Source organism: Neobacillus cucumis, from assembly GCF_023715505.1.
Genome location: NZ_JAMBOH010000046.1, coordinates 1 through 25216, shown reverse-complemented (window position 1 = coordinate 25216; position 25216 = coordinate 1). Strand labels below are relative to the sequence as shown.

At 40.2% G+C, this 25216-nt stretch carries 22 protein-coding genes, 8 tRNA genes and 1 pseudogene; 13 read left to right on the top strand and 18 right to left on the bottom strand.

The window, feature by feature from the left end:
• Nucleotides 1-318: 318 nt before the first annotated feature.
• Together M3226_RS29410 and M3226_RS29405 are read left to right on the top strand one after the other, a co-directional pair.
• Nucleotides 319-645 carry a hypothetical protein gene (locus tag M3226_RS29410; RefSeq protein ID WP_251572820.1) on the top strand — a complete coding sequence of 109 codons (327 nt, stop codon included), beginning with the start codon at nt 319-321 and terminating at the stop codon, nt 643-645.
• A 27-nt stretch (nt 646-672) separates the two neighbouring features.
• The gene (locus M3226_RS29405; RefSeq protein ID WP_308212012.1) at nt 673-1110 is read left to right on the top strand and encodes a hypothetical protein; all 438 of its coding nucleotides are present in this window, start codon (nt 673-675) and stop codon (nt 1108-1110) included.
• Nucleotides 1111-1195: 85 nt separating this feature from the next.
• Here the strand turns inward: M3226_RS29405 and ftsZ are convergent, their stop codons facing one another.
• Nucleotides 1196-2341, bottom strand: coding sequence for a cell division protein FtsZ (ftsZ, locus tag M3226_RS29400; protein ID WP_251572818.1), 1146 nt, complete (start codon nt 2339-2341; stop codon nt 1196-1198).
• Nucleotides 2342-2892: 551 nt separating this feature from the next.
• Between ftsZ and M3226_RS29395 the strand changes: the two genes are divergently transcribed.
• Entirely contained in the window at nt 2893-3504 is a 612-nt protein-coding gene (locus tag M3226_RS29395; RefSeq protein WP_144567852.1) for a hypothetical protein, read from the top strand.
• A gap of 100 nt (nt 3505-3604) precedes the next feature.
• Here the strand turns inward: M3226_RS29395 and M3226_RS29390 are convergent.
• Nucleotides 3605-3745: pseudogene (locus tag M3226_RS29390) on the bottom strand (iron chaperone); the annotation flags it as partial.
• Between the two features lie 354 nt (nt 3746-4099).
• Here M3226_RS29390 and M3226_RS29385 point away from each other — a divergent pair.
• The 4 genes from M3226_RS29385 to M3226_RS29370 all read left to right on the top strand — a co-directional run bounded on the left by M3226_RS29385 (nt 4100) and on the right by M3226_RS29370 (nt 7944).
• On the top strand, nt 4100-5104 hold the full coding sequence (locus M3226_RS29385; protein ID WP_251572816.1) for a DUF3231 family protein: 1005 nt from the start codon (nt 4100-4102) through the stop codon (nt 5102-5104).
• A 276-nt stretch (nt 5105-5380) separates the two neighbouring features.
• Nucleotides 5381-5932: a MerR family transcriptional regulator gene (locus M3226_RS29380; RefSeq protein WP_251572814.1), complete on the top strand. Its 552-nt coding sequence runs from the start codon at nt 5381-5383 to the stop codon at nt 5930-5932.
• Nucleotides 5933-6200: 268 nt separating this feature from the next.
• A complete protein-coding gene (locus M3226_RS29375; protein WP_251572812.1) occupies nt 6201-7394 on the top strand; it encodes an ISL3 family transposase in 1194 nt (397 codons plus the stop codon).
• A 271-nt stretch (nt 7395-7665) separates the two neighbouring features.
• Nucleotides 7666-7944, top strand: coding sequence for a hypothetical protein (locus M3226_RS29370; protein ID WP_251572810.1), 279 nt, complete (start codon nt 7666-7668; stop codon nt 7942-7944).
• Between the two features lie 671 nt (nt 7945-8615).
• Here the strand turns inward: M3226_RS29370 and M3226_RS29365 are convergent.
• Nucleotides 8616-8876, bottom strand: a complete 261-nt coding sequence (locus M3226_RS29365; RefSeq protein WP_251572808.1) for a hypothetical protein — start codon at nt 8874-8876, stop codon at nt 8616-8618.
• 198 nt (nt 8877-9074) lie between these two features.
• Between M3226_RS29365 and M3226_RS29360 the strand changes: the two genes are divergently transcribed.
• Both M3226_RS29360 and M3226_RS29355 read left to right on the top strand, forming a co-directional pair.
• Nucleotides 9075-9254 (top strand): small acid-soluble spore protein H, encoded by a 180-nt coding sequence (locus M3226_RS29360; RefSeq protein WP_251572806.1) that lies wholly within the window; start codon nt 9075-9077, stop codon nt 9252-9254.
• A gap of 55 nt (nt 9255-9309) precedes the next feature.
• Entirely contained in the window at nt 9310-9732 is a 423-nt protein-coding gene (locus M3226_RS29355) for a CBS domain-containing protein (RefSeq protein ID WP_251572804.1), read from the top strand.
• 268 nt (nt 9733-10000) lie between these two features.
• Here the strand turns inward: M3226_RS29355 and M3226_RS29350 are convergent, their stop codons facing one another.
• Nucleotides 10001-10768 carry a 3D domain-containing protein gene (locus tag M3226_RS29350; protein ID WP_251572802.1) on the bottom strand — a complete coding sequence of 256 codons (768 nt, stop codon included), beginning with the start codon at nt 10766-10768 and terminating at the stop codon, nt 10001-10003.
• A gap of 189 nt (nt 10769-10957) precedes the next feature.
• A complete protein-coding gene (locus M3226_RS29345) occupies nt 10958-11146 on the bottom strand; it encodes a DUF2187 family protein (RefSeq protein ID WP_251572801.1) in 189 nt (62 codons plus the stop codon).
• Between the two features lie 815 nt (nt 11147-11961).
• Between M3226_RS29345 and M3226_RS29340 the strand changes: the two genes are divergently transcribed.
• Nucleotides 11962-13593: an SWIM zinc finger family protein gene (locus M3226_RS29340; RefSeq protein WP_251572799.1), complete on the top strand. Its 1632-nt coding sequence runs from the start codon at nt 11962-11964 to the stop codon at nt 13591-13593.
• Between the two features lie 381 nt (nt 13594-13974).
• Here the strand turns inward: M3226_RS29340 and M3226_RS29335 are convergent, their stop codons facing one another.
• From M3226_RS29335 to M3226_RS32615, 4 genes are read right to left on the bottom strand one after another with little or no spacing between them, the layout of a single operon-like run.
• Nucleotides 13975-14172, bottom strand: a complete 198-nt coding sequence (locus tag M3226_RS29335) for a hypothetical protein (protein ID WP_251572797.1) — start codon at nt 14170-14172, stop codon at nt 13975-13977.
• 29 nt (nt 14173-14201) lie between these two features.
• The gene (locus tag M3226_RS29330; protein WP_251572795.1) at nt 14202-16037 is read right to left on the bottom strand and encodes a response regulator; all 1836 of its coding nucleotides are present in this window, start codon (nt 16035-16037) and stop codon (nt 14202-14204) included.
• The gene (locus tag M3226_RS29325; RefSeq protein WP_251572793.1) at nt 16009-16875 is read right to left on the bottom strand and encodes a CheR family methyltransferase; all 867 of its coding nucleotides are present in this window, start codon (nt 16873-16875) and stop codon (nt 16009-16011) included. Before M3226_RS29325 ends, M3226_RS29330 begins: the two co-directional genes overlap by 29 nt.
• Nucleotides 16876-16884: 9 nt before the next feature.
• On the bottom strand, nt 16885-19569 hold the full coding sequence (locus M3226_RS32615; protein WP_251572790.1) for a response regulator: 2685 nt from the start codon (nt 19567-19569) through the stop codon (nt 16885-16887).
• 307 nt (nt 19570-19876) lie between these two features.
• Here M3226_RS32615 and M3226_RS29315 point away from each other — a divergent pair, with 307 nt between their 5' ends.
• The 3 genes from M3226_RS29315 (at nt 19877) to M3226_RS29305 (ending at nt 23503) form a co-directional block, all read left to right on the top strand.
• Complete coding sequence (locus M3226_RS29315) at nt 19877-21346, top strand: circularly permuted type 2 ATP-grasp protein (protein ID WP_374110706.1); 1470 nt, start codon at nt 19877-19879, stop codon at nt 21344-21346.
• A 325-nt stretch (nt 21347-21671) separates the two neighbouring features.
• Nucleotides 21672-22634 (top strand): alpha-E domain-containing protein, encoded by a 963-nt coding sequence (locus M3226_RS29310; RefSeq protein WP_251572788.1) that lies wholly within the window; start codon nt 21672-21674, stop codon nt 22632-22634.
• Entirely contained in the window at nt 22631-23503 is an 873-nt protein-coding gene (locus M3226_RS29305) for a transglutaminase family protein (RefSeq protein WP_251572787.1), read from the top strand. The genes M3226_RS29310 and M3226_RS29305 overlap by 4 nt, the downstream gene beginning before the upstream one ends.
• Nucleotides 23504-23673: 170 nt before the next feature.
• Here the strand turns inward: M3226_RS29305 and M3226_RS29300 are convergent, their stop codons facing one another.
• From M3226_RS29300 to M3226_RS29260, 9 genes are all read right to left on the bottom strand, one after another.
• A complete protein-coding gene (locus M3226_RS29300; protein WP_251572785.1) occupies nt 23674-24096 on the bottom strand; it encodes a CBS domain-containing protein in 423 nt (140 codons plus the stop codon).
• Nucleotides 24097-24453: 357 nt separating this feature from the next.
• Nucleotides 24454-24527 (bottom strand) — tRNA-Arg (locus tag M3226_RS29295).
• Nucleotides 24528-24537: 10 nt separating this feature from the next.
• Nucleotides 24538-24626 (bottom strand) — tRNA-Ser (locus tag M3226_RS29290).
• A gap of 10 nt (nt 24627-24636) precedes the next feature.
• Nucleotides 24637-24711 (bottom strand) — tRNA-Asn (locus M3226_RS29285).
• Nucleotides 24712-24728: 17 nt separating this feature from the next.
• Nucleotides 24729-24805 (bottom strand) — tRNA-Ile (locus M3226_RS29280).
• A gap of 7 nt (nt 24806-24812) precedes the next feature.
• Nucleotides 24813-24886, bottom strand: a tRNA-Gly gene (locus M3226_RS29275).
• 13 nt (nt 24887-24899) lie between these two features.
• Nucleotides 24900-24975: transfer RNA gene (locus M3226_RS29270), tRNA-His, on the bottom strand.
• 5 nt (nt 24976-24980) lie between these two features.
• A tRNA-Tyr gene (locus M3226_RS29265) sits at nt 24981-25065 on the bottom strand.
• Between the two features lie 26 nt (nt 25066-25091).
• Nucleotides 25092-25164: transfer RNA gene (locus M3226_RS29260), tRNA-Phe, on the bottom strand.
• Between the last annotated feature and the right edge of the window lie 52 nt (nt 25165-25216).

Sequence of the window (25216 nt, the reverse complement as noted above, 5' to 3'; positions counted from 1 at the left end):
TTGCCCTCCAGGCTATCATGCCCGCCCCTCAATGTAAATTCGAAATAGCGTAGTCCACTTACGATAATTATGAGCGTTGCGAAAAATTTCATTGTTGATAATTTTACACAATTTAATGGACTTGACTCCCTTTTTCCAATCTCGGTCGTCAATAGCCTAGATTGACTACCCATGATCCTCTTTGAACTAGGTCTAAAATACTTTTAAATCATTTAACAATACCCCGAAATCAAAATGTAAATATTCTGTCACTCTAATAGAGTTGATGTTAGACATTTGCAGGTATAAACTTTACTTACTATTTGAGGAGTGATTAAGTTGAAAACAGTACTCGTAAACGAGCTAACATTTAAGAAAAAATTATCGATGATTGAGCAATATTCTATCAAGGATTTCCTATTTAGATGGGTTGGTGAACCAACAGAAGGGTTAGACGACTACCTCCCACTTGAATACACAGAGAATGTCTTTGCAAAGATGGAGGCAAAACAGGAAACCGCTTTACTCATTAACGGCGACGAACTTTTTAGATATGCGACAATAACAGAAGATAATCAAATTGTTATCGGTATGTTAGATGCGAATGAAGAGTTAAAGCATCGAATCCTTTCTCTGGATGAGGTTTTAATGGGTAAGCACTTTTAAGGTGCTTACCTATTTTGGAAGGTGGTGATGAAAAAGTTGCTATACATATGGGATATTGAGGAGATCATCAAAAATACATTGCAAGAGCACAAATTAGATCTTAATTATGAAATAAACAATAAACTCCCCGCACCTATGAGTTTTAACGTATCTACAAAAACTATTAAGTTTAACTACCTGCAGATAAATGGATACATAGCCAATATTAATTTTAAAATTAAAGAGACAGATGAAGACTGTGTGAAACTTATTCTTTTTCATCAACTCGGCTATTATTTAGATTTTAAGAAAAACAAACATGATTTACGGACTTTAAAGTATGGTGAGGATCAGGAAAAAGAACAGCTTCTGGCTTTAATAGAAAGGAATTCCTGGGAATACGGCAGAACCTTGGTACCTGAGAGATTATTAAAATCATATGATAAAGTACGTTCCATCGATAAAATGCTGCTAAAAAACTATTGAAACAGTATACTATTGTAATTTGAAAAGCCTAAAAAATTCCTGCCCTTCGGTCGTAAGCAGGAATTTTTGCATTTTATTATATTACTTAAAATCGCCGTTTTCGATTGCGCAAGAACGTAGGAATTTCCAAAGATTTTGCTGAGTTTTCCGGGTGTCTGTCATAACTTTGAACCGGTTCGCCATGGCTTACCGGATAAGGTTGTCTACGCCGTTCCCTTTGATATGGATTAGACATTTTTTCCTCTGATGGTAAAGGAGAATTTTGTATTACAGTACTCTCTTCTTTAGCCTCTTGCTCCGTAAATCCAGTGGCAATGATCGTTACAATCATTTCGTCCTTTAAGTTTTCGTTAATGACTGAACCAAAAATCATATTTAATTCCTCGTGAGAAGCACCAGCGACGATTTCGGCTGCCTCCTGTACTTCATAAAGACTTAGATTTTGACCGCCCGTTATGTTCATAATCACACCTTGAGCTCCATTGATGGAAGTTTCAAGTAACGGACTATTTAACGCTTTCTGTGCAGCCTCGACAGCTCGATTGCTGCCCGAAGCCATACCAATCCCCATTAAGGCCGTTCCTTTATGGGACATAACTGTTTTCACGTCAGCAAAATCTAGGTTAATTAACCCCGGCACCGCAATTAAATCGGAAATCCCTTGAACCCCTTGGCGAAGTACCGCATCCGCTTCACGGAAAGCCTCAAGCATAGGTGTATTTTGTTCGACAATTTCCAATAAGCGATCGTTTGGAATAATAATTAAGGTATCTACAGCTTCCCTCAACGCGTCAATGCCAATTTCTGCATTTCTTGCCCGTTTCTTTCCTTCAAATTTGAACGGACGCGTGACCACCCCAATGGTCAAAGCACCATGCTTTTTAGCCATTTTAGCAATAGCAGGCGCGGCCCCTGTCCCTGTCCCGCCGCCCATTCCGGCCGTAACGAAAACCATGTCTGCATCTTTTAACACTTCATCGATTTGATTTTTACTTTCTTCTATCGCTAATTTTCCTATTTCGGGATTGGCACCTGCTCCTAACCCCCGTGTCAGGGATGATCCAATTTGCATCTTCGTCTCTGCTTTTGATTGATGAATGGCTTGTGCATCTGTATTAACAGCAATAAATTCTACACCTTCCACTCCGTCCTCGATCATACGGTTCACGGCGTTGTTTCCCCCGCCGCCAACACCGATTACTTTAATCGTGGCCAATTGGTCCATATACATATAACTCCTCCTCGTTATCCAAATTGATTTGATTTTTGTACAAATCAAAGTTACCCGAAGAACTAATTTTCACTTTTTAAGTCTAGTAGATTTCAATGAAGAATACTTTGACGCTCTCTGATTGCACCTGATGAAGTAAAGATATGTAAGAGGTTTATCGTGGTTATTGTTTAGTCTAAGTAACATTACTAATATTGTCCAGTTAAGTCCTACCTACTTGTTAAAAATAGTTAAAATAGCACATGTTTAATCAATAGTTTGTATTCGGCAATCAGGAAACTTGTTCAGTAGAAAAAAGATCCAAAAATATACAAGATTCTTTTTCAGGACTTTCAAGAAGGATTTCAACAAAAAGGGCCGAATCCTCCTGGATCAAACACAGCCTTTAATTGGATTTTAAATAGCTTTTTAATTTCCCGCCAAATCCCACTACACTTCCCTATCAATTTTTTAAAAGTGTGAAAGTTGTCGAACTTTACTTAAATACTTTTTTCTCTCTATATTGTAAAATTATTACAGTGGTTTAGGTTTCCAATAACTGGAGGTTCGTAATGAGAAAAGTAAAAGTATTGATTCTGACGGTTGTGTTCCTTTTGACTATGGCTCTGCCAGCAATGGCGCAAAGCAATTCCCCTGTTTACAAAGGCTCTTATCAAGATGCTTCATTCTATGGATCAGAAGGTACAGTCGATACCTCTGTATACCTTTCTACTAACTTTGAAGCTAAGGATTCTTACATCCTTTATTACCAAACCTATGATTATGAAAAAGACGAATACTATTATGGCAGTGCGGTAGTACCAGCATCCAAAGTGGTTTTTGACATTAACAAAGGTACAGCCAAAGTGAATCAGACAGTAGAAGTAAATAAAGTTGATTTTACTTGCGATGAAGAAGGAAATTGCACTGGCGATGAAACTCCTGCTGGTACTAAATCTATCAATCTTACCTGGGCATTCAATTCAAAGAGTTATTCTACCTCAAAATACACTGACAAAAATGTCCAAATCGATTTCGACCAGTACATCAAACTTTCTAAGGGAACTTTCAAAGATTACTATAATGTCTCGGTTTCCGGAACGGTCGATGGTAAGGGGACTGATAGTTTTGAGTATTCCGGTGGTAATGTATCCACTGGTTCTTCTTTCGCAATAATTAAGTAAACATTCCGCTAACAAAATCTAAAAAACCTAAATCCTAATTGAATATGTACATAAAAGGCCGGTTAACATTAACCGACCTTTTATTTTGTAGCTAATCTTATGTGCCGTGATCGGTAAACATAGACTGATTCCACGCATTTTTTGCCATTAAATTTGGAAAATTCTTAAATACCCAGACCAAAACTTCTTCCGTTCGGGCCCGATGTTGCGGGTTACCAATCTTCGCTAAATATTGTTGCAAAAACTTCCAAGTTTTCGTTTTCCCTTCTAAAATAAAAATTATGTCGTTCAGAGAAATTCCTCAAACCCATTCGTCGTTAGAACTCGTCACAGACAGACACGTTCATAACACACTTATTCCCACTATATATTTTTACAACCTGGATAGTCAAAATCACTTAAGACGCAAATTGGAGGCTTTAAAACTCACTTACACAAGCCTCCCTCATTAATAAATAAGCCATTTATCTAATAAAACTATGGCACTCGTAGTTCAACAAAGTACTGCTGAACGATTATCTTCTAAAATATTTCAGTCCAAAGAAATGCATATCTATTTCTGTATCAGTAAAAAATACATCAGAGGTGAGAACAAATGGAATATGATAATTTAAAACTTACATCTTCCGAAATAGGAACACTATGGGGTGAGTATGTAAACGGAACAATGACCGAGATCGTAAATAGGTATATGATTTCTATTTTGGAAGACGAATCAATAAAAAAAGTTTTTGAAATAGCGATTGAGACATGGGAAAAGCAAAAGAAGCAGCTTGTTTCCTTCATTGAGAAAGAGGGATTTCCAGTTCCCATTGGGTTTACTGAGTCCGACCTTAATAAGAGTGCAGAGAGATTGTTTTCTGACACATTCTGCTTAAATTATTTACATATTATGACTATAAATGGTTTGTTGGGACATACAACTGCTTTAAGTGTTTCTGTCAGAAAGGACTTACGGGAATTTTACAATTCATGTGATAATGATGCAAAAAGAATGTACGATTTAACCATTGAGTTATTGCTTAAAAAAGGAAAATTCCAAAGAGACCCCTATTTTTATCCTAACGAGAGCCCTGAATTTATTTCTACTAAAGATTTTGCAGATGGATTCTTCGGAAAAGGGAGACTTTTATCTGCTACAGAATTAATCAGTCTTTCTCTTAACATTAAAAAGAGCATTATGGCAAAAACTCTTTCAATCGGATTCAGCCAAGTCACTGAATTGAAAGAAGTAAGAAAGTTTTTTGAGGAATTAGAAAAAGCGGCAGATGAAAACATACAAGCCCTTTCAAAAATTATGCACAAGGATAATTTGCCAGTTCCAATGTCGTGGGAATCAGAGGTTACAACGTCAAAAGAATCTCCCTTTTCAGATAAATTAATGTTGTATCATATGGGTTTCTTGGCTCAAACTGCTCAAGTATATTACGGGACAGGTCTAGCAGGAGCCATGCGAACAGACCTAGCCGTCGTTTATGAAAAAACAATTCTAAAAACATTAGCCATGACAAAAAACTGGTTCGATATTATGGTGGAAAACAAGTGGTTAGAACAGCCACCACTTGCTCCCAATAGAAATGAACTTGCACAAGATAAATAACATATACCCCTCATTAGTGAGGGTATATGTTTAATTAGCTTCTAAATTTATTGGAAAATTTCATATAAAGTAGTTATTTCCTCCTTAAACTAATAACCTGCCAAGTCCAGCTCACCTTCTTTTTATTCTTTTATTAAGTCTAGTTAACATTCCTTTTAAAAATAGTTTACTCTCTATTCGTTCGACAAACTTCAAAAATTTTCTTTGTTATAATGGCTTTATCTAGCCCAAAGTAAAAATAGTATATTTAAAAGTTTCTAGCGGAGGTGTAATGTTTTGAGTGAAATATATTCACCTAAATACGTCCAAGACTTGCTCGGAATAGATAGCAGTACTTTACGGAAGTATGCCACTCTCTTAGAAGGCCATGGGTATCCTATTCACCGTAATACAAAAGGACACAGAGGATATTTTGATAAAGATGTTAGCACTCTCCGCCAATTAATAGAGTTCAGTAAGCAAGACGGCGTGCCTTTGGAACAGGCAGCTATATCTGTGATGACAATTGTTTCTGAAAAAGATAGCACGGAAACTGCTGCGGAACCAGTACCGTTAGAGACGACTAACGAGCCGGATATTAAGCAGGATTGCAACCATGAAGAGTTATTAGGCCGTATCGAACATTTGGAGCAAGTAAACTTAGATTTACTCGTACATTTGAAAGAAAAGGCAGTGCGGGAAGCATCTCAAGAAGAGAAGCTTAATCAAATTTTAAATTATATAAAACGTACAGAGCAAATTATCGTAGAACGAGGCAAAATTGAGGAAGAAACAAGAATGCAGATTGCAGCCGCCAGTCAGAAGAAATGGTGGAAGTGGTGGAAATGAGATTGAAGTCGGGCAATAGGCATGCTATAAATTAATACCCCTCATTAATTGATAAGAGTATTGCTTTGGTAAGCAATGCTCTTTTTTAACGAGTTTTTACATATTTATGTATTACTCGTTTTCAATAATGCCTTTACGCTGCCTCAAACATCAGTTAAAAAATAAGATTCATCACCACATTTTGTGATTTAACAAAAAAAAATGAAAACACTCACAGATTCCTGGCAATAATGTTAGCGCCGACTAAACATAACAGGAGGGTCTGAAAGTGTTTTCCGTATCACTAGATTTGCCAGAATTTGAAGTTGTTAAACAAGTATTTCTTGAAGATTGTAATCCCTTACACGTAGAGAAAAGTACGACTGAGGAACATTGTTCTTGCTGTGGCTTTCCTGCCAGTCATGTCCATGACTGGCGGACAAGAAAGGTTCGTGACTTATCTGTCTTAGGAAAGCCTCTTTACCTTTTTGTAAAAGTTAATAGGTACCGTTGTCACAATTGTAATGCGGTATTTTCACAATCCTTTAAATCAATTGGATCTAATAAACAACAAACCAACAGATACAGAGAATATTTATACGAAATGTGCAACGGCTCCACTATTCAAGACGTTAGTCGAAAGGAAAAAGTGCCTTATACCACGGTTGAGAGAATTTTTTATTCCATAGCTAAAGAAAAAGAAATGAAACATTTAGAACACCTTGAAAGTGTTTTAGAAAACAACAAGTTAGTTCTTAGCCTTGATGAAATCGCTGTTCGAAAAGGTCACCGATACGAGACTGTTCTTATGGATGCGAAAACCGGATGTGTGTTGGGTATGGAACATCAGCGTAGTTACGATTCTACTCAATTACTTTTAACGAAGAATATCCTTTCAAATAAATTCGTTCATACAGTTGTTATCGATATGTGGGATCCCTTCCATAAAGCTGTGAAATCAGCATTTCCTGAGACCTGTATTGTGGTTGATAAGTATCATGTGGTGCAAAAGGTAACTCATGCGCTAGATCAAGTAAGAAAGAAGTTTCCTGCCTTGAAAAAGGGTCGTTTCATACTCTTAAAGGGTACTGAAAAGTTAACACCTTATCAAAAGCAACGACTAGACGACGTGCTCGAAGAGCACCTAGAGTTGTCTTATGCCTACTACCTTAAAGAGTTATTCAGAGATGTGTACAAAGCACCTGATTATGATACAGGTGAATCACTCTTAGAAGAATGGATCCAGCTAGCATGGAGCAGTCCATTTCCTGCTTTTCATCAAGTGGCTAAAACCGTAGAAAACTGGAAGGCACAGATTCTCCAATACTTTCTTACTCCATTTACAAATGGTCGGATAGAAGGTACTAACCATAAGATTAAAAACATTAAAAGACGTGCCTTTGGATTTAGAAATCTAGAAAGATTTAGACTACGTGTATTTTTGGAGTGTACAGGAAAAACTTATAAAAATCAGGTTGCCTAACCACATCCTTCTTCAGCTTTTTACAGGATAGTTGGTAGAATGGAAGCCGTCAAGGAAAGCACTTGACAGCTTCCATTCTACCAACTTTGTGGTCTGTAAGCTGATGAAGGAGTTACCATAGATTGGGCACCAATCTAGCTAACTTATTTCTGGAATTGAGTGTAAACCACAGAATTTGGTGAAGAGACAAAAATAATAATTTATTGTTATGAAACTAATAATATTGTCAAAACTGAGAAGAGAAATATGAGGATTAATAGAGGTGGTAAAAATGAGGAAACTAAATAAATTAGCAGATTTATGTTGGGAAGCCCTAACTTTACAACACGTGCCTCATAAAGAGGTGGTTATTCCCTATCTATTATTTTTTATCCTTACATTCATTTTTGAACTATTTTTATCCCTATTGTTCATTTTCTCTTTTTTTATATTCAATCATTTTGGTTATAAACCTAATTATCAATACTACATTAGCGGTGGTATTTTAATTCTTATGTTAATCGTGACGGGAAGCGCGGGGACGGTTCTCCTGCTTCCAAAGAAGCAATAGAACCCTCCCCGCTTTCCAAAGTGAGTCAGACAGTCGAATTATAAACATTCCGCTAACAAAACCAAAGATCTAAGCCTAATTGAATATGTACATAAAAGGGTGGTTATTCATTAACAGGCCTTTTATTTTGGTTAACTCTAGCCACCATTAATTTAAATGAATTATTTCACAAGTCTCTTACTTAATGCTGTGCTGATTTACCCTCAAACATATATTGAAATCCATATAACAAAAAAGCCTTGTAAAAGAAATAAAGGAAAAATTGAAAATTATTTAATCGAACTAATTTAGCAACTTTTAATTTCTCTGTTATCCTTACTAAAATAAAAGCGAATAAACCATCTACAATGGCATTAATTAATATGTACCTTTTAAAACTTCCATACGCCCACTTTAATATCGACATAGAACTTATAAGAAACGGACCAATATTAAAAGGAAATTCGTTTGTAACATACGATTTTGGTTTATTGTAAAAAACCCACCATTTTCTTTTTTTCCAAATTGAACATTAATAGCCTTCAAACAAAACAATAAAGAGGGATGCTTTGAAAAATCTTTTTATGTTAAGCCTTCCCATAGTAGGTCATGTTAACCACGACAGCAATACCAATTATAAAATTAATTAACCTTTAATTTTTCTTAGACATATTTTTACATCCTTTTTATTTTTAGTGATGCATCCCCTTTAAGTTTCCAGGAATTTTATTATAGTGATTTTTGTCATTCATTTCGGGATTCCATACATGTTCCGAAGCTTCCAGCACTTTTTCCTTCAATTCGGAATCCTCTTGTATTAATTGATCAATACTTGTGTCCCCTGTTCTTAATTTCCTCGTAATGAAATTGATATATTCTTCTTTAAAACCTTTTAGCTTACCTTCTAAAAACATATGTTGTAATTCGTCTGCTATCATTTTTTCTTTATTCATGATTACCTCCAAGGTATTGGTCGGGGCATGCAAACTAATCCAAGTGTTAAAAAAAGAGATACACTCCATTAAGTACATTTCATACATACTTATCATTTGTTAATGACAATAAAAACATTCTTAGTGGATTTTTCACATAAAAGAATTCTCTAATGTAAATATTATATTTGTTTGCAAATCAAAAAAGGGGTAGATAAAATGGACGCACAAAGAGCACAAGAAATTTCAAGTTCACCAATTATGGCTAATGTAACCTGTAACGGAAGACAGGTCTACATTGAACATGTCGATCAACAAAATGGAACAGCTACAATTCATCATCTTGATAATCGAAATGATAAACTAAGTGTTTCTATATCCAATCTAATTGAACATTAATAAGTTGGGATAATCAAAAACGGTCAATTTTTATTAGAAAAGGAAGGAAAATAAAATGACAATAGTACAAGATATAATGTCAAAAAATGTACAAAGCTGTACACCCCATGATCCTGTAACAGCTGCAGCAAAAATTATGCGTGAAATCAATTGTGGTTCCGTACCAATTTGTGAAGGTAAAAAAGTGGTAGGCATGATTACCGACCGTGATATTGTTATTAATTGTGTGGCTGATGAAAAAGACTGTGGTTCTGTACATTGTCATGATTGTATGACATCGGATGTTATTACTTGTTCGCCTGAAACGGATGCCCATGAATGTGCTCGAATGATGGCTGATCATCAAATTCGCCGTATTCCAGTAGTACAAAATGGAGAAATGGTCGGAATTTGTGCGATTGGTGACTTGGCAACAGTTGACATTCATATCAACGAAGCTGGGGATGCGTTAAGTAGTATTTCTCAACCGCTTCAATAAGGTATCTTTTTTAGTGAATCAGATGAAGGAATACACCTGAGCTTGATGGGTCTATTCCTTTTTTATTGCCGTTAAATTTCCATGAAATCATTTGAATAATTGGTAACTGTCCTTCTTAAATTAAGTCTGTCACGCTTGAAACCATATCAGCGGCGTCATGTTAGTTCTTATGTTGATCATGATGGTATTGCTAATTACAACAATAAAATCTGAAAAAAAAAAATAGAGACCCCAAATGTTATACTAGTGGGAAGCCTCATTTGTTTTCTTAGTTTAATATTCTTACCTTTACATTTTTGCGGCCCCATTGAAGAGCTTGTTTTACTGTAGGAAAAAGTACATCAATTTTTCGTCCTTTTATTGCGCCGCCTGTATCGCCTGCAACCGCTTCTCCATAGCCTTCTACCCAGACTTTGGTACCGAGCGGGATGACTTTCGGATCTACTGCAATCAGCTTCATGTTTGGATTTTTACGAATATTGTAGCCTGCCGCGGTCATTCCACTAGAAGATTCCAGCGGTGTATAAGCCGTCGCTTCAACAATGAACTCTGCTGCTGCCTTTACAGCAGGTTTCACTACATATTGCTTACTTACATAACCGTTCCGGCCATTAAAACTAATTTGATACCAGCCGTTTCCAAGATCCTTTTTTACACTGACAGCTTGTCCTCTGTTTAACTTGCCAATCAGGGCGTAGTTCGTTCCGGTGCCCGAACGTACATTCAGAGAAGTGGCATTGACGTAATAACCTCCGCTACTTGTAGTTCCGCTATTTGTAGTGCTTGTTTCTTTTGTATATTGTGAACTTACATAACCGATTTTACCTTTATAGCTAATCTTTAGCCAGCCATTCTGACGACTTTTCACGTCCAATGCCTGACCATTTGTAACTTTTCCAATGATGATAGAGCTCGTAGCGGGACTTTGACGTACATTCAATACACTTGCATTGACAACAGTAGCCGCTTCGGCCGATGCCGTAAAAAGACCTAATCCCATAAATGCAGCAGCTGCCATACTGATTATTTTCCTCATATGTATGTATCCTCCAGCATTTCACTTTTTTTCCATTATAGCAACTGCATAGTTGAAAAAGAGAGAATACTAGAATTATAAATAAATTTGTAAAAATTTTAATTGTTTTGTAACATTTTGGGAGCATGGGGCCGGTTCTTTGGAAGCAGCAGAACCGTCCCCATGCTTCCCACACAACCATTTGGAAACCTAATCCAAAACCTTATAATTTTTGTGTGCAATGACTGTTATATTTTCTTTAAATTCCAATTCCGTATTATTTTCGGTTATCTTCGTAATTACGGAATTATCATTAACCTTCTCAACGATCCCTTTGACTCCATTTTTAAAAAAGATACGATCGCCGATGTCCGCCTTCTTTTTGGCTTTGAATAACATATGAATCCCTCCAAATGAAACAAATCTCGTTAAAGAATCTTGATGTGAACCTCATTCTAATAAAAAGAATTATCTTAAGCTATTGTTTTTGTCATTTTTAATAGAAAAGTAATGTTTGTAAATAACGACCCAAGCCATTGTGATAAGACTGCAATTTTTGTAACTAAATTAATATTTATTATCTGAATTTTTTGTGTTATAATTACTGTAACAACTTATATATATTATAAAGTTGGAGGTTTACAAAAGAACACAAAAGGAGGAATTTTAAATGGATATTTGTATTAAATGTGGTGAGGAATTAGCTATTATGGAGAGGAATCGAGTGGAATGCTGGGAGTGTAGAGACTCAACAATAGAGGCTTATGCAGAATCAGAATAATGGAAGCAGGAAATAGATCTTTTCCCATATTTCCTCACTTTCATTCAACTCAAGCATCATGTTGTGCACCACTCCCTCGAGCCTACTTCTCAATCAGTTTTTTACAGTAATTTCTCACGCGTATAGAATCGCTGGCTATTAGAAGATACTGGCAATGAAGTTCAATCCAACAAGCATGAAACTACTTTCATCTGTCAAACAACGAGTTCATAAGCGATTTTTTCCACTTTATATTCTCTATGAATCAAATTCAGTTAAATACCACTAATCCCACCATAAAGGTGGGATTTTTCATTATTTCTGATATGGATCCCCTCTAGCAAAATTTAAAAATGATTAAAACTTTGTTTGTGCGAATGTAGTCGAATTACCTAATCTTGAATTTTTGGTTATAATAGAGGAATATGGATTTTTTTAAAAGGGGGTTGCGGCCTTGGAGTCCACACCTGCTAGTGAACAAATGGGATATTTTGAGGAACAAGTTCGGGAGCTGCTGGTTCCCACTGATCCAGAGGATGCGAAGCTTGTTCAAAAGGGTTTAATGCTTTACCGCCAAGGGGTGGTGAAGCAATTACAAATATTTAATGATAAAATCACCTCCACCGTCCATGACGTGACGCCTTGCTATGTAAAGCTGGATTTGGTGTTCGCCTCAATGAGTTCGTGTTCGTGTCCTGGAGAGGGCTTTTGCCGCCATCAGATTGCGACCTTTTTCGCTGCTTTTTCCAAATTTGGCAGTGTCGGGGACTGGGTAACAGCGTGGCGTGAACCTGCACGCGAGCAGAAGTCCGCTGCGGATTGGGGCATGCAGACGGCGAAAGATCTAATTAAAGCGAACAGCATTTTGAAGCCCGACTACAGCCGTTGGGTGCAGTCATTTGAGGTGAGCTTTGATACGCTGCTTGCCTCGAAAAAGTATACGAGCCCTTATGTGATTCCAGAGTTGTATGGGATTTATGAGCGGCGTATCCATGCGAGCGCGCCAGTTGAGCAGGAATGGCGGTTGCTCTATGAGCTGGTAGCGATTGTGGTGTCGTTCCGGAAGCTGGCTATGTTGAGTGAGTCGCTTGGGCATGATGAGGACACGGTACGGCGTGCCTATCTCCACTTGTTTCACAATTTGTTAGATGATGCGGAAGAACTTGCTGTAAAAATTGGCGTGCAGTCGCTGCCATTTGCGTTTGATGAGTTTATTGAGCGGCTGAAGGATGATGCGTTTGACCTCTTGAAGTGTGCGAATGGGTTGGAGCTTGAGCGGATTCATTTGTACAGGCATTTATGGGTGGTATTTTTCAAAAAGAAGGCTTGGCGCGAGGCTGAGTTGACGAAGATTGAGGCTGCACTGAAAGGGCTCCAGGATTGGGAGAATCCACTGGTACTGATGGTGGCCGGTGTCCACCTCAATCTGCTTATTGGGAATGATGAGACGGCGCTGAAGCTGATCGGTCAGTTTTCGAATGAGGAGATTGTTCCCTATCTGCTTTATTGGATTGAGTATTTGTCTGTTTTGAAGGCTTGGCGCCGGGTTGGAGTTTTGATTGAGTTATTTTTGCAAAAAGTGAAGGCGTATTTGGAGGCGTTAGGCGGTTATCATAGTTGTGTGACGTTTGTGCGGAATTCTTTGAAGTCGGTGGCCTCTTTTTGTGCGGAAAATGACCGGCTTGATTTGTATGAGCGCGCTTTGCTTGTGATGCTGCCATATAGTTTTGGGGAGTATGAGTATTTGTTGTTTGAGCGCAAGCAGTATGACCGCTGGGGCGAGCTTCAGGCGTTTGTCGGGCTGGATTTTTATGATTTGCCGAAGGATCGCTTGAAGGTGATTGAGAAGGAGCGGCCTGAGGTGCTGCTGGGGATGCTTCATCAGACGGCGCAGCGGGAGATTGATCAGAAGAACAGGTCGAGCTATAAGATGGCGGTGCGGCATTTGAAGAAGCTGCGGACGTTGTATAAGAAGTTGAAGCGTGTGGATGATTGGGAGTATTTCATGGAGACGCTGATGGAGCGGACGAAACGATTGCGTGCGTTTCATGAGGAGTGCCGGCGGAGTAAGTTGGTGGATGTTTAATGATGAATGCCAGTTGGGCTATCGATTTGTCGATGGTTTGGCTGGTATTTTTATTTTTAGTGGTGAACATAGCTATTGGCCACTATTGAAATTACCAGTTTTCATGACTTTTCGTTTTTATCAACATCTTTGCATGTTTCATGATCCTATACGGGACTTTACCGGCCGATTTGCGAATTTTACCGGACACATTTTGATTTTTACCTGCCACTTTTTAAATTTACCGGACACATTTTGATTTTTACCTGCCTTTTTTTAAAATTTACCGGACACCCTCTTTAAAAAGCCCACCTTCTATCCCCTCCTCAACCACACAAAAAAGGTACCAAGCCCCAGGGCCTCAGTACCTCCAATAGAAACTTTCCAATTTCTACATGAAATCTAGGATCCTTCGGAATACTTGGATCCACTCCTCTTAACGGCGGAATTTGAGCACATTAACTGAACAGGAATGATATATTCATAGGTTTTATAAAATGGATGATTAATGAACTCCGCTTTCATATTTTGCGAACTTTCCTCAACATCACGGCCAATCACATAAATATTCTCTATCCAACCGGATAGCACTTCAATCAATTTTTCAACCCGCTTCTCTACACCTGTCTCTAAAGAATATCAGTTAACGCTTGTTCTATATTACTCTCAGACAGCCCCTCTATACTTCCTACCTTAAAACAAACACTAAATGTGGTCCCTTGCCCGCTTGTTTCCACCTTTATTTTGGAATTGTGCCGGGCTGCTACACTATGGCAAACGGATAAACCCAATCCCGTGCCGTGTACCTTTGTACTAAAGAAAGGGGTGCCGATTTTTTCAAGCAGCTCTTCCTTGATGCCACAGCCTTGATCCTGTATCTGCAGGACAACCTCATCCGCTTCATGGAATGTTTTGATCGTCAGCGTTCCGCCGTCCGGCATCGCCTCGATACCGTTGAGCGAAAGATTGAGGATCAATTGGCGAATCTCTTTTTCGTCCAATTTTAATGGCGGGCATTCACTCAATTCAAGGCTGACATGGTTGCCTGTGCACATCGCCTTTGCCTGGATGAGCGGGAATAATACCTGTATGATAGAGTTGAGTTCCTTCAATTTTCGTTTTTCCGGATTTGGTTTCGAAACCGAGAGAAACTCTGTAATGATGTTATGAGCTCGATCGAGTTCCTCAATCATAATATCAAAATATTCAGGGCTGGAGGAATCTCTCGACATTTGTAAAAAGCCGCGAACGGTTGTCATCGGGTTACGAATTTCATGGACAATCCCTGCCGCCATTTCCCCCATTATATTAAGGCGGTCAAAACGGACCATTTCCTTCTCCAAAAAAACCCTTTCGGTAATATCAGTGATCACACTTAGAAGGAATTCCTCCCCATGTATTTTTACAATTTCTGTTGATAATAAACCCTCGCGGAGATCGCCGAACTTTGTCAAAAAGCTCATCTCCGCATTGCGGACCTGTTTCTCCGCATTGCGGGGTGCAAAATCGGTTCCCCAGCTGTCATCCGTATCGATAATATACTGCAGTACGTCAGACTGCCTGCCAATCACTTCATCATAATCATAACCGGTATTATTCACCCAGCTTTCATTCACATTGATATATCGCTTATCCGTCAGTGATCTTAATGACACCATGCATGGTGTGGCGTCAAATATTTTCCGGAAACGTTCTTCCTCCGTCTGTTTCCGCCCGGTAACATCGCGAATGGAACAAACGTAAATACGCTGATGCTCCATCCTTGCCTCGCCAATCTGAACATCTACAGGTAACCGGAAGGCATCCTTCCGAAGGGCAAACGTTTCAATCGTCTTTCCTAAACAGGACTCATGATCCCCTTCTACCATAAGCCCCGGAACGATGATACTGATATGATTTCCGATCAGTTCCTCCGGTGTATAGCTAAACATGCTCGCTGCTGCGGGGTTAACCGTTAATACGTATCCTTCTTCATCCAGAGTAGTAATGGTATCAATCGAGGTTTCCCCGATGACTTTCAGCAATTCATTTTGGAGCTTAATTTGCTCCTGGTACCGATGCATGGTCACAATCGCTTCAACCTTCATTTTCAGGGTTTCCGGATGAAACGGCTTGAATATATAGTCGATTGCCCCGGCAGAATAGCCTTGTTTCACATGCTCCATCGCCTGACTAATCGCGGTGATAAAAACAATCGGAATATGCTTTGACTTTTCCCGGGATTTGATGAGCCTGGCTGTTTCAAAACCATCCAGCCCCGGCATTTGCACATCAAGCAAAATGACGGCAAAGTTTTTAGTCAGCACCTGTTTCAGTGCTTCCTCCCCGGAATAGGCACTGACTAAATGATATTCAGGAGAGTCAAGCACCCCCTCAAGCGCCAGCAGATTTTCAGGACGATCGTCGACGAGTAATATATTGACTTTTCGTGTTTCACTACTTAATTTTGCGGTATAGTTTTTCATTCGAATCTATCTCCTCATAACACCCGGCCTTACTGGTAAAGGCAATTCCTTCTTTTTGGCCCAGCCCCAGAATTCCGGATACAATTAAACTTTCAAAAAACAAGTCATGGACGCGATTTTGCAGCTTGGTATTAAAATATATCATCACATTTCGGCAAATGATCACGTGAAATTCATTAAACGAGTGATCGACCGCCAGATTATGGGGAGCAAACACGACATCTTCACACAGAAAGGAGTGAAAGGCCGCCTGTCCGTCTTTTACGATGTAATATTCACTGAATGCTCTTGTTCCTCCGGCCTTTAAATAATTCTTAGTATATAACTGCATTCTTTTTAGGGGGAAGGCCCCCTGTTTTGCTATTTTTAGGATCGACTCATTCATATCTGTCGCATAAATTCGCGTTTTTTCAAGCAAGCCTTCCTCATGCAGCAGGATTAACATCGAATAGACCTCTTCTCCTGAAGAACAGCCTGCATGCCAAATGAGAATCAATTCATATTCCTTTAAAAGCGGTACGACATTTCGGCGAAAGGACAGAAAAAAATCCGGATCACGGAACATCTCCGTTACATTAATAGAAAAGTCCTCCACCAAAGTCTTCATGGCCTGGCGATCATGGAGAACTTTTTCCTGTAAACCGGATACAGTAGCCAGCTTTTCAGCTTGAATTCGTTGCCAAATTATCCGCTGAACGGACGAGAACACATAGTTTCGAAAATCGAATCCATAATGCCGATAGATCGCTTCGAGTAACAGCTCCATTTCGATTTTCTCAAGCTCATCTGCCGTTTCTGTTTCACATAATATCTTTTTGTCTAATGATTCGTTTCCCATTGCTTCCACCTATCTGTACAGCCAAACCTGCATCAGCGAAAAAAGCTGATCAAGCTGAACAGGTTTGCTGATGTAGTCGGAGGCACCCGCCTCAATGCATTTTTCCCGGTCATTTTTCATCGCCTTGGCAGTAAGGGCAATAATCGGCAAGGTTTGATATTGAGGGATTTGCCGAATAGCGGTAATGGCCTCATATCCATCCATTTCCGGCATCATGATATCCATCAGGACGAGCTCAATGTCAGGATTTTCTTGCAGGAGCTTAATCCCTTGGCAGCCATTTTCAGCAAACACGACTTTCATCTGCTTTTTCTCGAGAGCTGTCGTAAGCGCAAAAATATTGCGCATATCATCATCGACAATCAAGATTTTTTTGCCATACCAGAAGGGATCACAGCTCTGTAACAAAGGAGTCTCTTCCTCAATTTTGGCTGGTTCTTCAAGGGCCGCAGCAGCTTCTAACTGAAAACTTCCCGCTGCAGCAGGATCGTCCACTTCATCGATAGGTAAAAATAAGGTAATCGTGCTTCCTTTGCCTTTGATGCTTTCCATCTGAAGCACTCCGCCTAACACCTGGGCGATTTCCCTGCTAATCGATAATCCCAATCCCGTTCCGCCATATTTCCGGCTCGTTGTGCCATCCCCTTGATGAAACGCTTGAAAAATCAGGTTCTGCTGCTCTTTCGGTATCCCAATTCCTGTATCTGTGACCGAAAAAGCAAGGGCTGAGTCGATATTTTTCATTTCGGGATATTGGGATAACGCCTCTTTCTCCGCTTTGAAGATCCGCAGCATTACCTTGCCTTGGTCGGTAAATTTCATCGCATTGGACAGCAAATTTTTTAATATTTGAAGCAGCCGGTATTCATCGGTAATGATCGTTTCAGGCAATCCTTCCTCCTGCTGAACGGTAAACTTCAGGCCCTTCTGACGTGCCACAGGGAGGAACTGTTTTTCCAAAGAAGTACCAATGCTCATCAGGCTGGCTGCATCCGGAATAATATCGATTTTTCCCGACTCTACTTTGGACAAGTCCAGAATGTCATTGATTAACTGCAGGAGGTCATTTCCGGACGAATAGATGGTGCGGGCAAATTCCACTTGTTTCTCCTTTAGATTTCCATCGTCATTGTCTGCAAGCAGGCGGGCCAAAATCAGCAAGCTGTTAAGCGGAGTCCGCAGTTCATGTGACATATTGGCGAGAAATTCCGATTTGTACTTTGAACTGAGCTCAAGCTGTTCTGCATTTTCTTCGAGCTCCATTTTGGTTTTTTCCAGTTCGTTCGACTTTTGTTCGGCGTGCTTATATTGTTCTTCGAGTTTTTCGTTAATGCTTTGCAGTTCTTCCTGCTGGAGTCTTAACTCTTCCGATTGGCTCTGAAGCTCTTCGGTTAACTCCTTTGATTCTTTTAACAATTTTTCAATCTGCATCCGGCCGGCCACACTGTTAATGGTAATTCCCACATCGTTTAATACCTGTTTAAGCAGCGTTTGCTGGATGGAACTGAACTGATCAAATGAGGCCAGCTCAATGGCTGCGATCACTTGCCCTTCAAATTCTACCGGCATAATGATAATGCTGGCCGGCTCTGCCGCCCCTGTCCCGGAAGAAATTTGGATATAGTGCGCTGGAATATTCGTAAGCAGCATCATTCTGTTCTCCAATGCAGCTTGTCCGACCAGTCCTTCCCCGAAGCGTACATCCGGTGAAATCATTTCCTGGCCGCGATACGCATAGGCGGCCACCCTATGGAGACGTTTTTGCTCCCTGACCCCCTGTGTGACATAGAAAACACCGTAGCTCGCTCCCATCATCGGCGTGATCTTCGTAATGAATAGCTCCGCTAACGTCTCCAAATCATGAATACCTTGGTACATGGTCGCCATTTCGGTAATATTTGTCTCTAACCAGCTTTGTTCATGAAGAGCTTTGGCCATTTCATTAAAAGCCTGGGCGATATCTCCGGTTTCATCTTTGGAGCGGACCTCAATGCGCGGCAATGGCGTACTAGCTTTAAAATCGGATGTGACATCAGCAATCACTTTCGTTATTTTAAATAGATTGCGTGTAATGTTCCGGGATAACAGAAGTCCAATTACAATAGTAAAAATAAAAGCAAAAATACTTAATAGGAGGGTCGTTGTCATCACCTTATCAACCAGCTCTGTATTTCTTTTGATCCCTTCCTCCATTAATTGCTGGTTGCGGTCGGTTATGAATTTGGCTGTAGGCTGCAGCTGTTTACCGATCGGCAAAACGTGCGTAACGAAATAATCCGAAGCCGCTTGCAGATCATGACTGTTTTGATAGTTCGCAAGTAAAATTTCATATTGTTTCTGGAATTCCTTATTATATCCTTCTAACTTTGCTACAGCCTCTTTCGTCTCCGGTCTGACGACCAAATACTTCGTTTCATTTACTAGATTATTTAAACTAGTATTGGCTGTCCGCAGTTGCGATAAAAAATCCGGACTTTGCGTCAAAAGATAGCCCCGTAAACTGCTTGTCTGCTGCAGGGCCAACACTTGGATATCTTTTGTATTCGATAAAATCTGTACCCGCCGATCCATCAATTCCGAATAGGAATCGTTGACCTTGGTTATGTAATAATAGAAAATTAAACTAATGTTTCCAAAAAATATCGCAGCTGCTAAGAACCCTATGAACATTTTTTTCCCGATTGTTAATCTCACACTAAACCCCCGCCTATTACACTATTCCTACTGTGCTTCTTTTCAAAATACTCTGTCTTTTCCTATCATACCATATTGCACGTTAAGAAACATAACATGAAGATGTCACTTAATCACCTACTATCATAATGCCTTTTTTACCATCTATTTCTAGCGTTCACAATATTGTCACAAAATCGTCACAATTTCGAGACCTCTTTCGACAAACTGGCAGATTCTGTTTGGCATATACTTATCCATGTTGAATGTTGTGTTATAAAAACTTACATATAAAAGGTGGCCAATGAAAAATAGGTGGAGGGACAAAATGATAGACATGGTAGCAAAGAAGAAGAAAAAGCATGTATTTTCCGATTATACAAATCTTACATTCTATGACGAAACATTTGATCAACTCGGTTTTGTAAGACCCCCTTATCAAAGACTGTACCAGCAATTCTCAAAGATGGAGATAGAAGAGCTGCATCATCTTAACTCATTCATGCAATCGCAAATGGTGAAACAAGGAATCACCTTCACGCTGTACAGCGACAACCAGGATGATTCCTCTCTAGAACGAACCATTCCTTTTGATATGATTCCAAGAATTATCACTTCCAATGAATGGCAGCAGCTGGAGCAAGGCCTCAAACAAAGAGTAAGGGCCTTAAATGAATTCATACGGGATGTTTACCATGAACAAAACATCCTTAAGGACCAGGTAATTCCTAGAAAAATGGTTGTTACCAATCCCTATTTCCGCCCGGAAATGGCAGGGTTGGATATTCCGAACAACGTTTATATTCCTTTGTCGGGAATCGATCTGATTCGAAGTGAAACCGGGGAATTTTATGTTCTTGAAGACAATTTGCGCAGCCCTTCCGGTTTGTCCTATGTCTATAAAAACCGCTCCTTGATGATGCATCTTTTCCCCAAGTTATTCTTTGAATACCAGGTTCGGGATATTGATTATGGTTTGAACGCCTTATTAAGCAGTTTACGAAGCCTTGCTCCCAATGGCAAACCGGATCCTCTCGTTGTTCTGCTTACACCGGGTGTACATAACGCAGCTTATTATGATCATAGCTTCCTGGCCCAAGAAATGGGGATTGAGCTTGTGGAAGGAAGAGACCTAACAGTTATTGATCAAAAGGTTTACTTAAAAGGAATTCAAGGACTTCGGCAGGTAGATGTCATTTATAGAAGAATTGATGATGAATTCCTTGACCCACTTGCTTTCCGCCCCGATTCCTTATTAGGTGTTCCCGGACTGATGAATGCTTACCGGGCAGGCCAGGTCGCTATCGCCAATGCCCCAGGAACAGGAGTCGCCGATGATAAAGCGATTTATACTTACGTTCCGGAGATGATCCGGTACTACCTGAAGGAAGAACCGATCTTAAAAAATGTTCCTACTTATATTCTTTCGAAACAGGAAGACAGAGAGTATGTTCTTTCCCATTTATCTGAAATGGTGGTCAAGGAAAGGAGTCTTTCCGGAGGATACGGAATGTTGATCGGCCCTACTGCATCGGAACACGAACGCCGGGTATTCGCCGAAAATATTGTCCGTTTTCCCGATCGATATATTGCCCAGCCAACGATCAAGCTATCATGCGCCCCTTCTCTGTCAGACGGAGAAGTGTACCCGTGCCATATTGATTTACGCGCCTTTGTCTTTATGGGGAACGATATTCATATTGTCCCGGGCGGGCTTACTAGAGTAGCACTGAAAAAAGGCTCCCTCGTCGTCAATTCGTCACAAGGCGGCGGGACCAAGGATACTTGGGTGTTGTAAGAAAAGCGGAGGCGCCTTGGTCAGCCCTGACAAGCACAAGACGAGCCGGCCGAAAGGTTGCTCTTTAACCTTTTGGACGGATTGGCTTGTGACCTCGAGGGGCTAGGCGCTGGAGCTGGACAATTCTTTAGGTAAAAACTTTTATACTTTCTTACCTAGTAAGAAAAGCGGAGGCGCCTCACACCAGCTCCGACAGGCAAATGTTCTTCGGCAAGAAAAGTCCGCCTTTTGACTTTTATTGCCAAAGGTTATTTGAACCCGAGGAGTTAGGTGCAGGAGCTGGACAATTCTCAAAGTCTATAAAAATTTAATGAGGTGAAAAATCATGATGAATCGATGCGCTGAATTGTTGTTTTGGGTAGGCCGTTATATGGAAAGAGCAGAAAACCATACGAGATTGATCGATGTTAATTATCATATGCGCCATGAACTGAAAGGAATAGATAATAATCAGGACTATATCTGGGAAAGGCTCGTTTCCGCGATTGGGGATGTTGATCTTTTTAAGACTCGTCACCTGGATATTAACGAAACATCTGTTCTGGAATTTCTAACTTTTGACCGGCGCCATGCAAATTCTATTTTTTCCTGCATCCAGCAAACAAGAACGAATATGCGGGCTTTACGCCAGCTGCTGCCAAGCGAACTATGGGATACGATTAATGATTTTTTCCTATGGTTAAAGGAACAAACGGTCAACACCGTGATGATCCAATCTCCTCATATGTTCTATCAACGCGTAAGGGAATGGATCTCTCTGTTCAATGGAATAGCAGAATCTGTTATGGTTCGGGGAATGGAGTGGAATTTTATCCAAGCCGGCAAATATCTGGAGCGGGCGGAAAACACCGTGCGCATTCTCCATTCCATCTTTACGAATTTTATAAAAGATGGCTTTCCTTATAGGGATAAGGATCACTATAATCGCATGATTGTTCTGCTCAAGTCGGTCGGCGGCTATGAAGCCTTCCGCAAGCTTCAAGCGGATGAAGTAACCTTTACAAAAGTGACGGAATTTATGATGCTAAATCCGGGGTTTCCGCGTTCCGTCCATTTCGCATTAACCTCTTTGGACAGTTGTTTAAATACAATTAAGCAGCAAGACTATCATTTTGCAATATTATCAGACCAAGCGATTCAATTGACAGCGCAAATCAAAGCTACTCTTGCTGGAGGACATCCTGAATTCGACGGGCTGGTCCCGCTTAACGACATGTTAATTTCCTGTCATCAACTGGGAATCGATATTTCAAAAACCTTTTTTCAGGAGGAGACCATTACAGCGTGAAATTACAAATATCTCACCTTACCCATTATACCTATCAGGAGCCAGTAACGGACAGTGTCAATGAAGTTCGGCTTTCGCCGAGAACAGATGACCGCCAATCCTGCTGTAAACATTCGATTGTGGTTGAGCCCTCGGTCCCTCTGTTTACATACGAAGACTATTTTGGCAATACCGCTCATTTTTTTACCGTACCTTCCCCTCATCTGGAGCTTTTGATTCATTCTTATTCCATTGTGGAAACCGATGAGAAAAATCATGACGCCAAAAATCGGCTGCCCTATGCAACCGAGCGGAATATTTTAAGCAGTGAACCGTTTCAAAATAAGTATGCGGAATATTTAATGGAAACTGGTTACACCCGTATCACTCCTGAATTAAATACATTTTGCCGGGAAACAATCAACGAACGGAACGCTGGCAATGTATATGAGCTGCTAGAACAAATTTCAAGCACCATTTATTCAAATTTTACTTATGATACCGAAGTCACTCATGTTCATACAACAGTGGAGGAAACCCTCCAGTTAAAAAGCGGGGTCTGCCAGGACTACGCCCATTTGATGATTGCCATCGGCCGGATGTTTAATATCCCGGCCCGTTATGTCAGCGGCTATCAATTTATTGGTGATCTAAACGACGGTCAAACCGAGGTTCAGCACGCTTCACATGCCTGGGTAGAAGCCTATGTCCCATTAACAGGGTGGATAGGTTTCGACCCTACCAATAACGGTAAAGTAAACTGGCGTTATGTAAAAATCAGCCATGGGCGGGATTATAGTGATATCGTGCCGGTTAAAGGCGTATATCAGGGCACCAATAAACAGCATTTGCAAGTAACTGTCGATGTGAAAAGAATGGAAGAAAATTGAAACTAATTAACAAGCCTAACAGAGGCTGTTGAGAGTCCGAAGAGTTCATCTCATTCGGGCTGGGTAAAAAATTACACCAATAAAGACGATTCTTTTTATCGTAATTATTTAAAAAAAGGAATAAACCCGTTTCCCCTGGTTTATTCCTTTTTTATTAATATGAAAATTTCTTATTGAAGCGGTCGAGAAATATCACTTAACGCATCCCCTGCTTCATTAATATGAATGTCAACTGTTGCCAGGTCACCAATAGCACAAATGCCAACCAATTCTCCATTTTGTACCACAGGGATACGGCGGATTTGATTATCAGACATCAAACGAGCACATTCATGTGCATCTGTTTCTGGAGAACAGGTAATTACATCTGAAGTCATAACATCATGACAATGGATTGAGCTACAGTCTTTTCCATCAGCAACACAGTTTAGGACAATATCACGGTCAGTGATCATTCCCACCACTTTTTTACCTTCACAAACCGGTACGGAACCACAATTAATATCACGCATAATTTTTGCTGCGGCTGTCACTGGCTCATGCGGTGTACATACCTTTACATCTTTTGACATTAAATCTTGTACTTTTGTCATTTTTCCTTTCCTCCCTTTTCGGTTAAAATCATTTGTCTAATGTATTTTCTCCATTCAGAATTAAAATATTACTTACCAAAAATTTTAGGGAGGCATTTGAACTAAGGGACATTGTTGACTTAACCTGCTTCGCTAGTACGAAAAAAAATAGCCACCAAAATGATAGCTTGAACTTCAAGTTTTGCACCCATTATTTTAAGTACACACTTTGACAATCTTTATTGTGGAAACAAATCAGATTCTTTTTTTATTTTATAATAAGATTATGAAAATAATAGATAAATTAGGGATGGCTAAGTTAAAAAAGTACAAAAAAAAACGCTTATATAAGCGCTTTTATACCTTTTAATTTTTTTACGCGCCTTAGAGGATTCGAACCTCTGACCGTACGCTTAGAAGGCGTATGCTCTATCCAGCTGAGCTAAAGGCGCATTATATAAATGGTGGAAATAGGGATTTGAACCCTCGCGCCGGTTACCCGACCTACACTCTTAGCAGGGGCGCCTCTTCAGCCTCTTAAGTAATTCTCCATAAAAAAAATGGCTCCGCAGGTAGGACTCGAACCTACGACCGATCGGTTAACAGCCGATTGCTCTACCACTGAGCTACTGCGGAACAAAAATATATTATTATGGTGGGCCTAAATGGACTCGAACCATCGACCTCACGCTTATCAGGCGTGCGCTCTAACCAGCTGAGCTATAGGCCCATATTGGTGGAGCGGGTGATGGGAATCGAACCCACTACATCAGCTTGGAAGGCTGAGGTTTTACCAGTAAACTACACCCGCAAATTATTTTAAATGGGGCGGCTGATGGGAATCGAACCCACGAATGCCTGAACCACAATCAGGTGCGTTAACCACTTCGCCACAACCGCCATATTGGTGGAGGGGGACGGATTCGAACCGCCGAACCCTGAGGGAGCGGATTTACAGTCCGCCGCGTTTAGCCACTTCGCTACCCCTCCACATATAACAAACATAGACTAAAAGGTGGCTCAGGACGGAATCGAACCGCCGACACAAGGATTTTCAGTCCTTTGCTCTACCGACTGAGCTACTGAGCCATCAAATGGCGGTCTGGACGGGACTCGAACCCGCGACCTCCTGCGTGACAGG

Bases quoted from the DNA above. Each gene is read 5' to 3' on its own strand.
- M3226_RS29405 (WP_308212012.1), top strand. From the start codon at position 673: ATGAAAAAGTTGCTATACATATGGGATATTGAGGAGATCATCAAAAAT.
- ftsZ (WP_251572818.1), bottom strand. From the start codon at position 2,341: ATGTATATGGACCAATTGGCCACGATTAAAGTAATCGGTGTTGGCGGC.
- M3226_RS29395 (WP_144567852.1), top strand. From the start codon at position 2,893: ATGAGAAAAGTAAAAGTATTGATTCTGACGGTTGTGTTCCTTTTGACT.
- M3226_RS29385 (WP_251572816.1), top strand. From the start codon at position 4,100: ATGGAATATGATAATTTAAAACTTACATCTTCCGAAATAGGAACACTA.
- M3226_RS29370 (WP_251572810.1), top strand. From the start codon at position 7,666: ATGAGGAAACTAAATAAATTAGCAGATTTATGTTGGGAAGCCCTAACT.
- M3226_RS29365 (WP_251572808.1), bottom strand. From the start codon at position 8,876: ATGAATAAAGAAAAAATGATAGCAGACGAATTACAACATATGTTTTTA.
- M3226_RS29360 (WP_251572806.1), top strand. From the start codon at position 9,075: ATGGACGCACAAAGAGCACAAGAAATTTCAAGTTCACCAATTATGGCT.
- M3226_RS29355 (WP_251572804.1), top strand. From the start codon at position 9,310: ATGACAATAGTACAAGATATAATGTCAAAAAATGTACAAAGCTGTACA.
- M3226_RS29350 (WP_251572802.1), bottom strand. From the start codon at position 10,768: ATGAGGAAAATAATCAGTATGGCAGCTGCTGCATTTATGGGATTAGGT.
- M3226_RS29345 (WP_251572801.1), bottom strand. From the start codon at position 11,146: ATGTTATTCAAAGCCAAAAAGAAGGCGGACATCGGCGATCGTATCTTT.
- M3226_RS29330 (WP_251572795.1), bottom strand. From the start codon at position 16,037: ATGAAAAACTATACCGCAAAATTAAGTAGTGAAACACGAAAAGTCAAT.
- M3226_RS29325 (WP_251572793.1), bottom strand. From the start codon at position 16,875: ATGGGAAACGAATCATTAGACAAAAAGATATTATGTGAAACAGAAACG.
- M3226_RS29315 (WP_374110706.1), top strand. From the start codon at position 19,877: ATGATAGACATGGTAGCAAAGAAGAAGAAAAAGCATGTATTTTCCGAT.
- M3226_RS29310 (WP_251572788.1), top strand. From the start codon at position 21,672: ATGATGAATCGATGCGCTGAATTGTTGTTTTGGGTAGGCCGTTATATG.
- M3226_RS29300 (WP_251572785.1), bottom strand. From the start codon at position 24,096: ATGACAAAAGTACAAGATTTAATGTCAAAAGATGTAAAGGTATGTACA.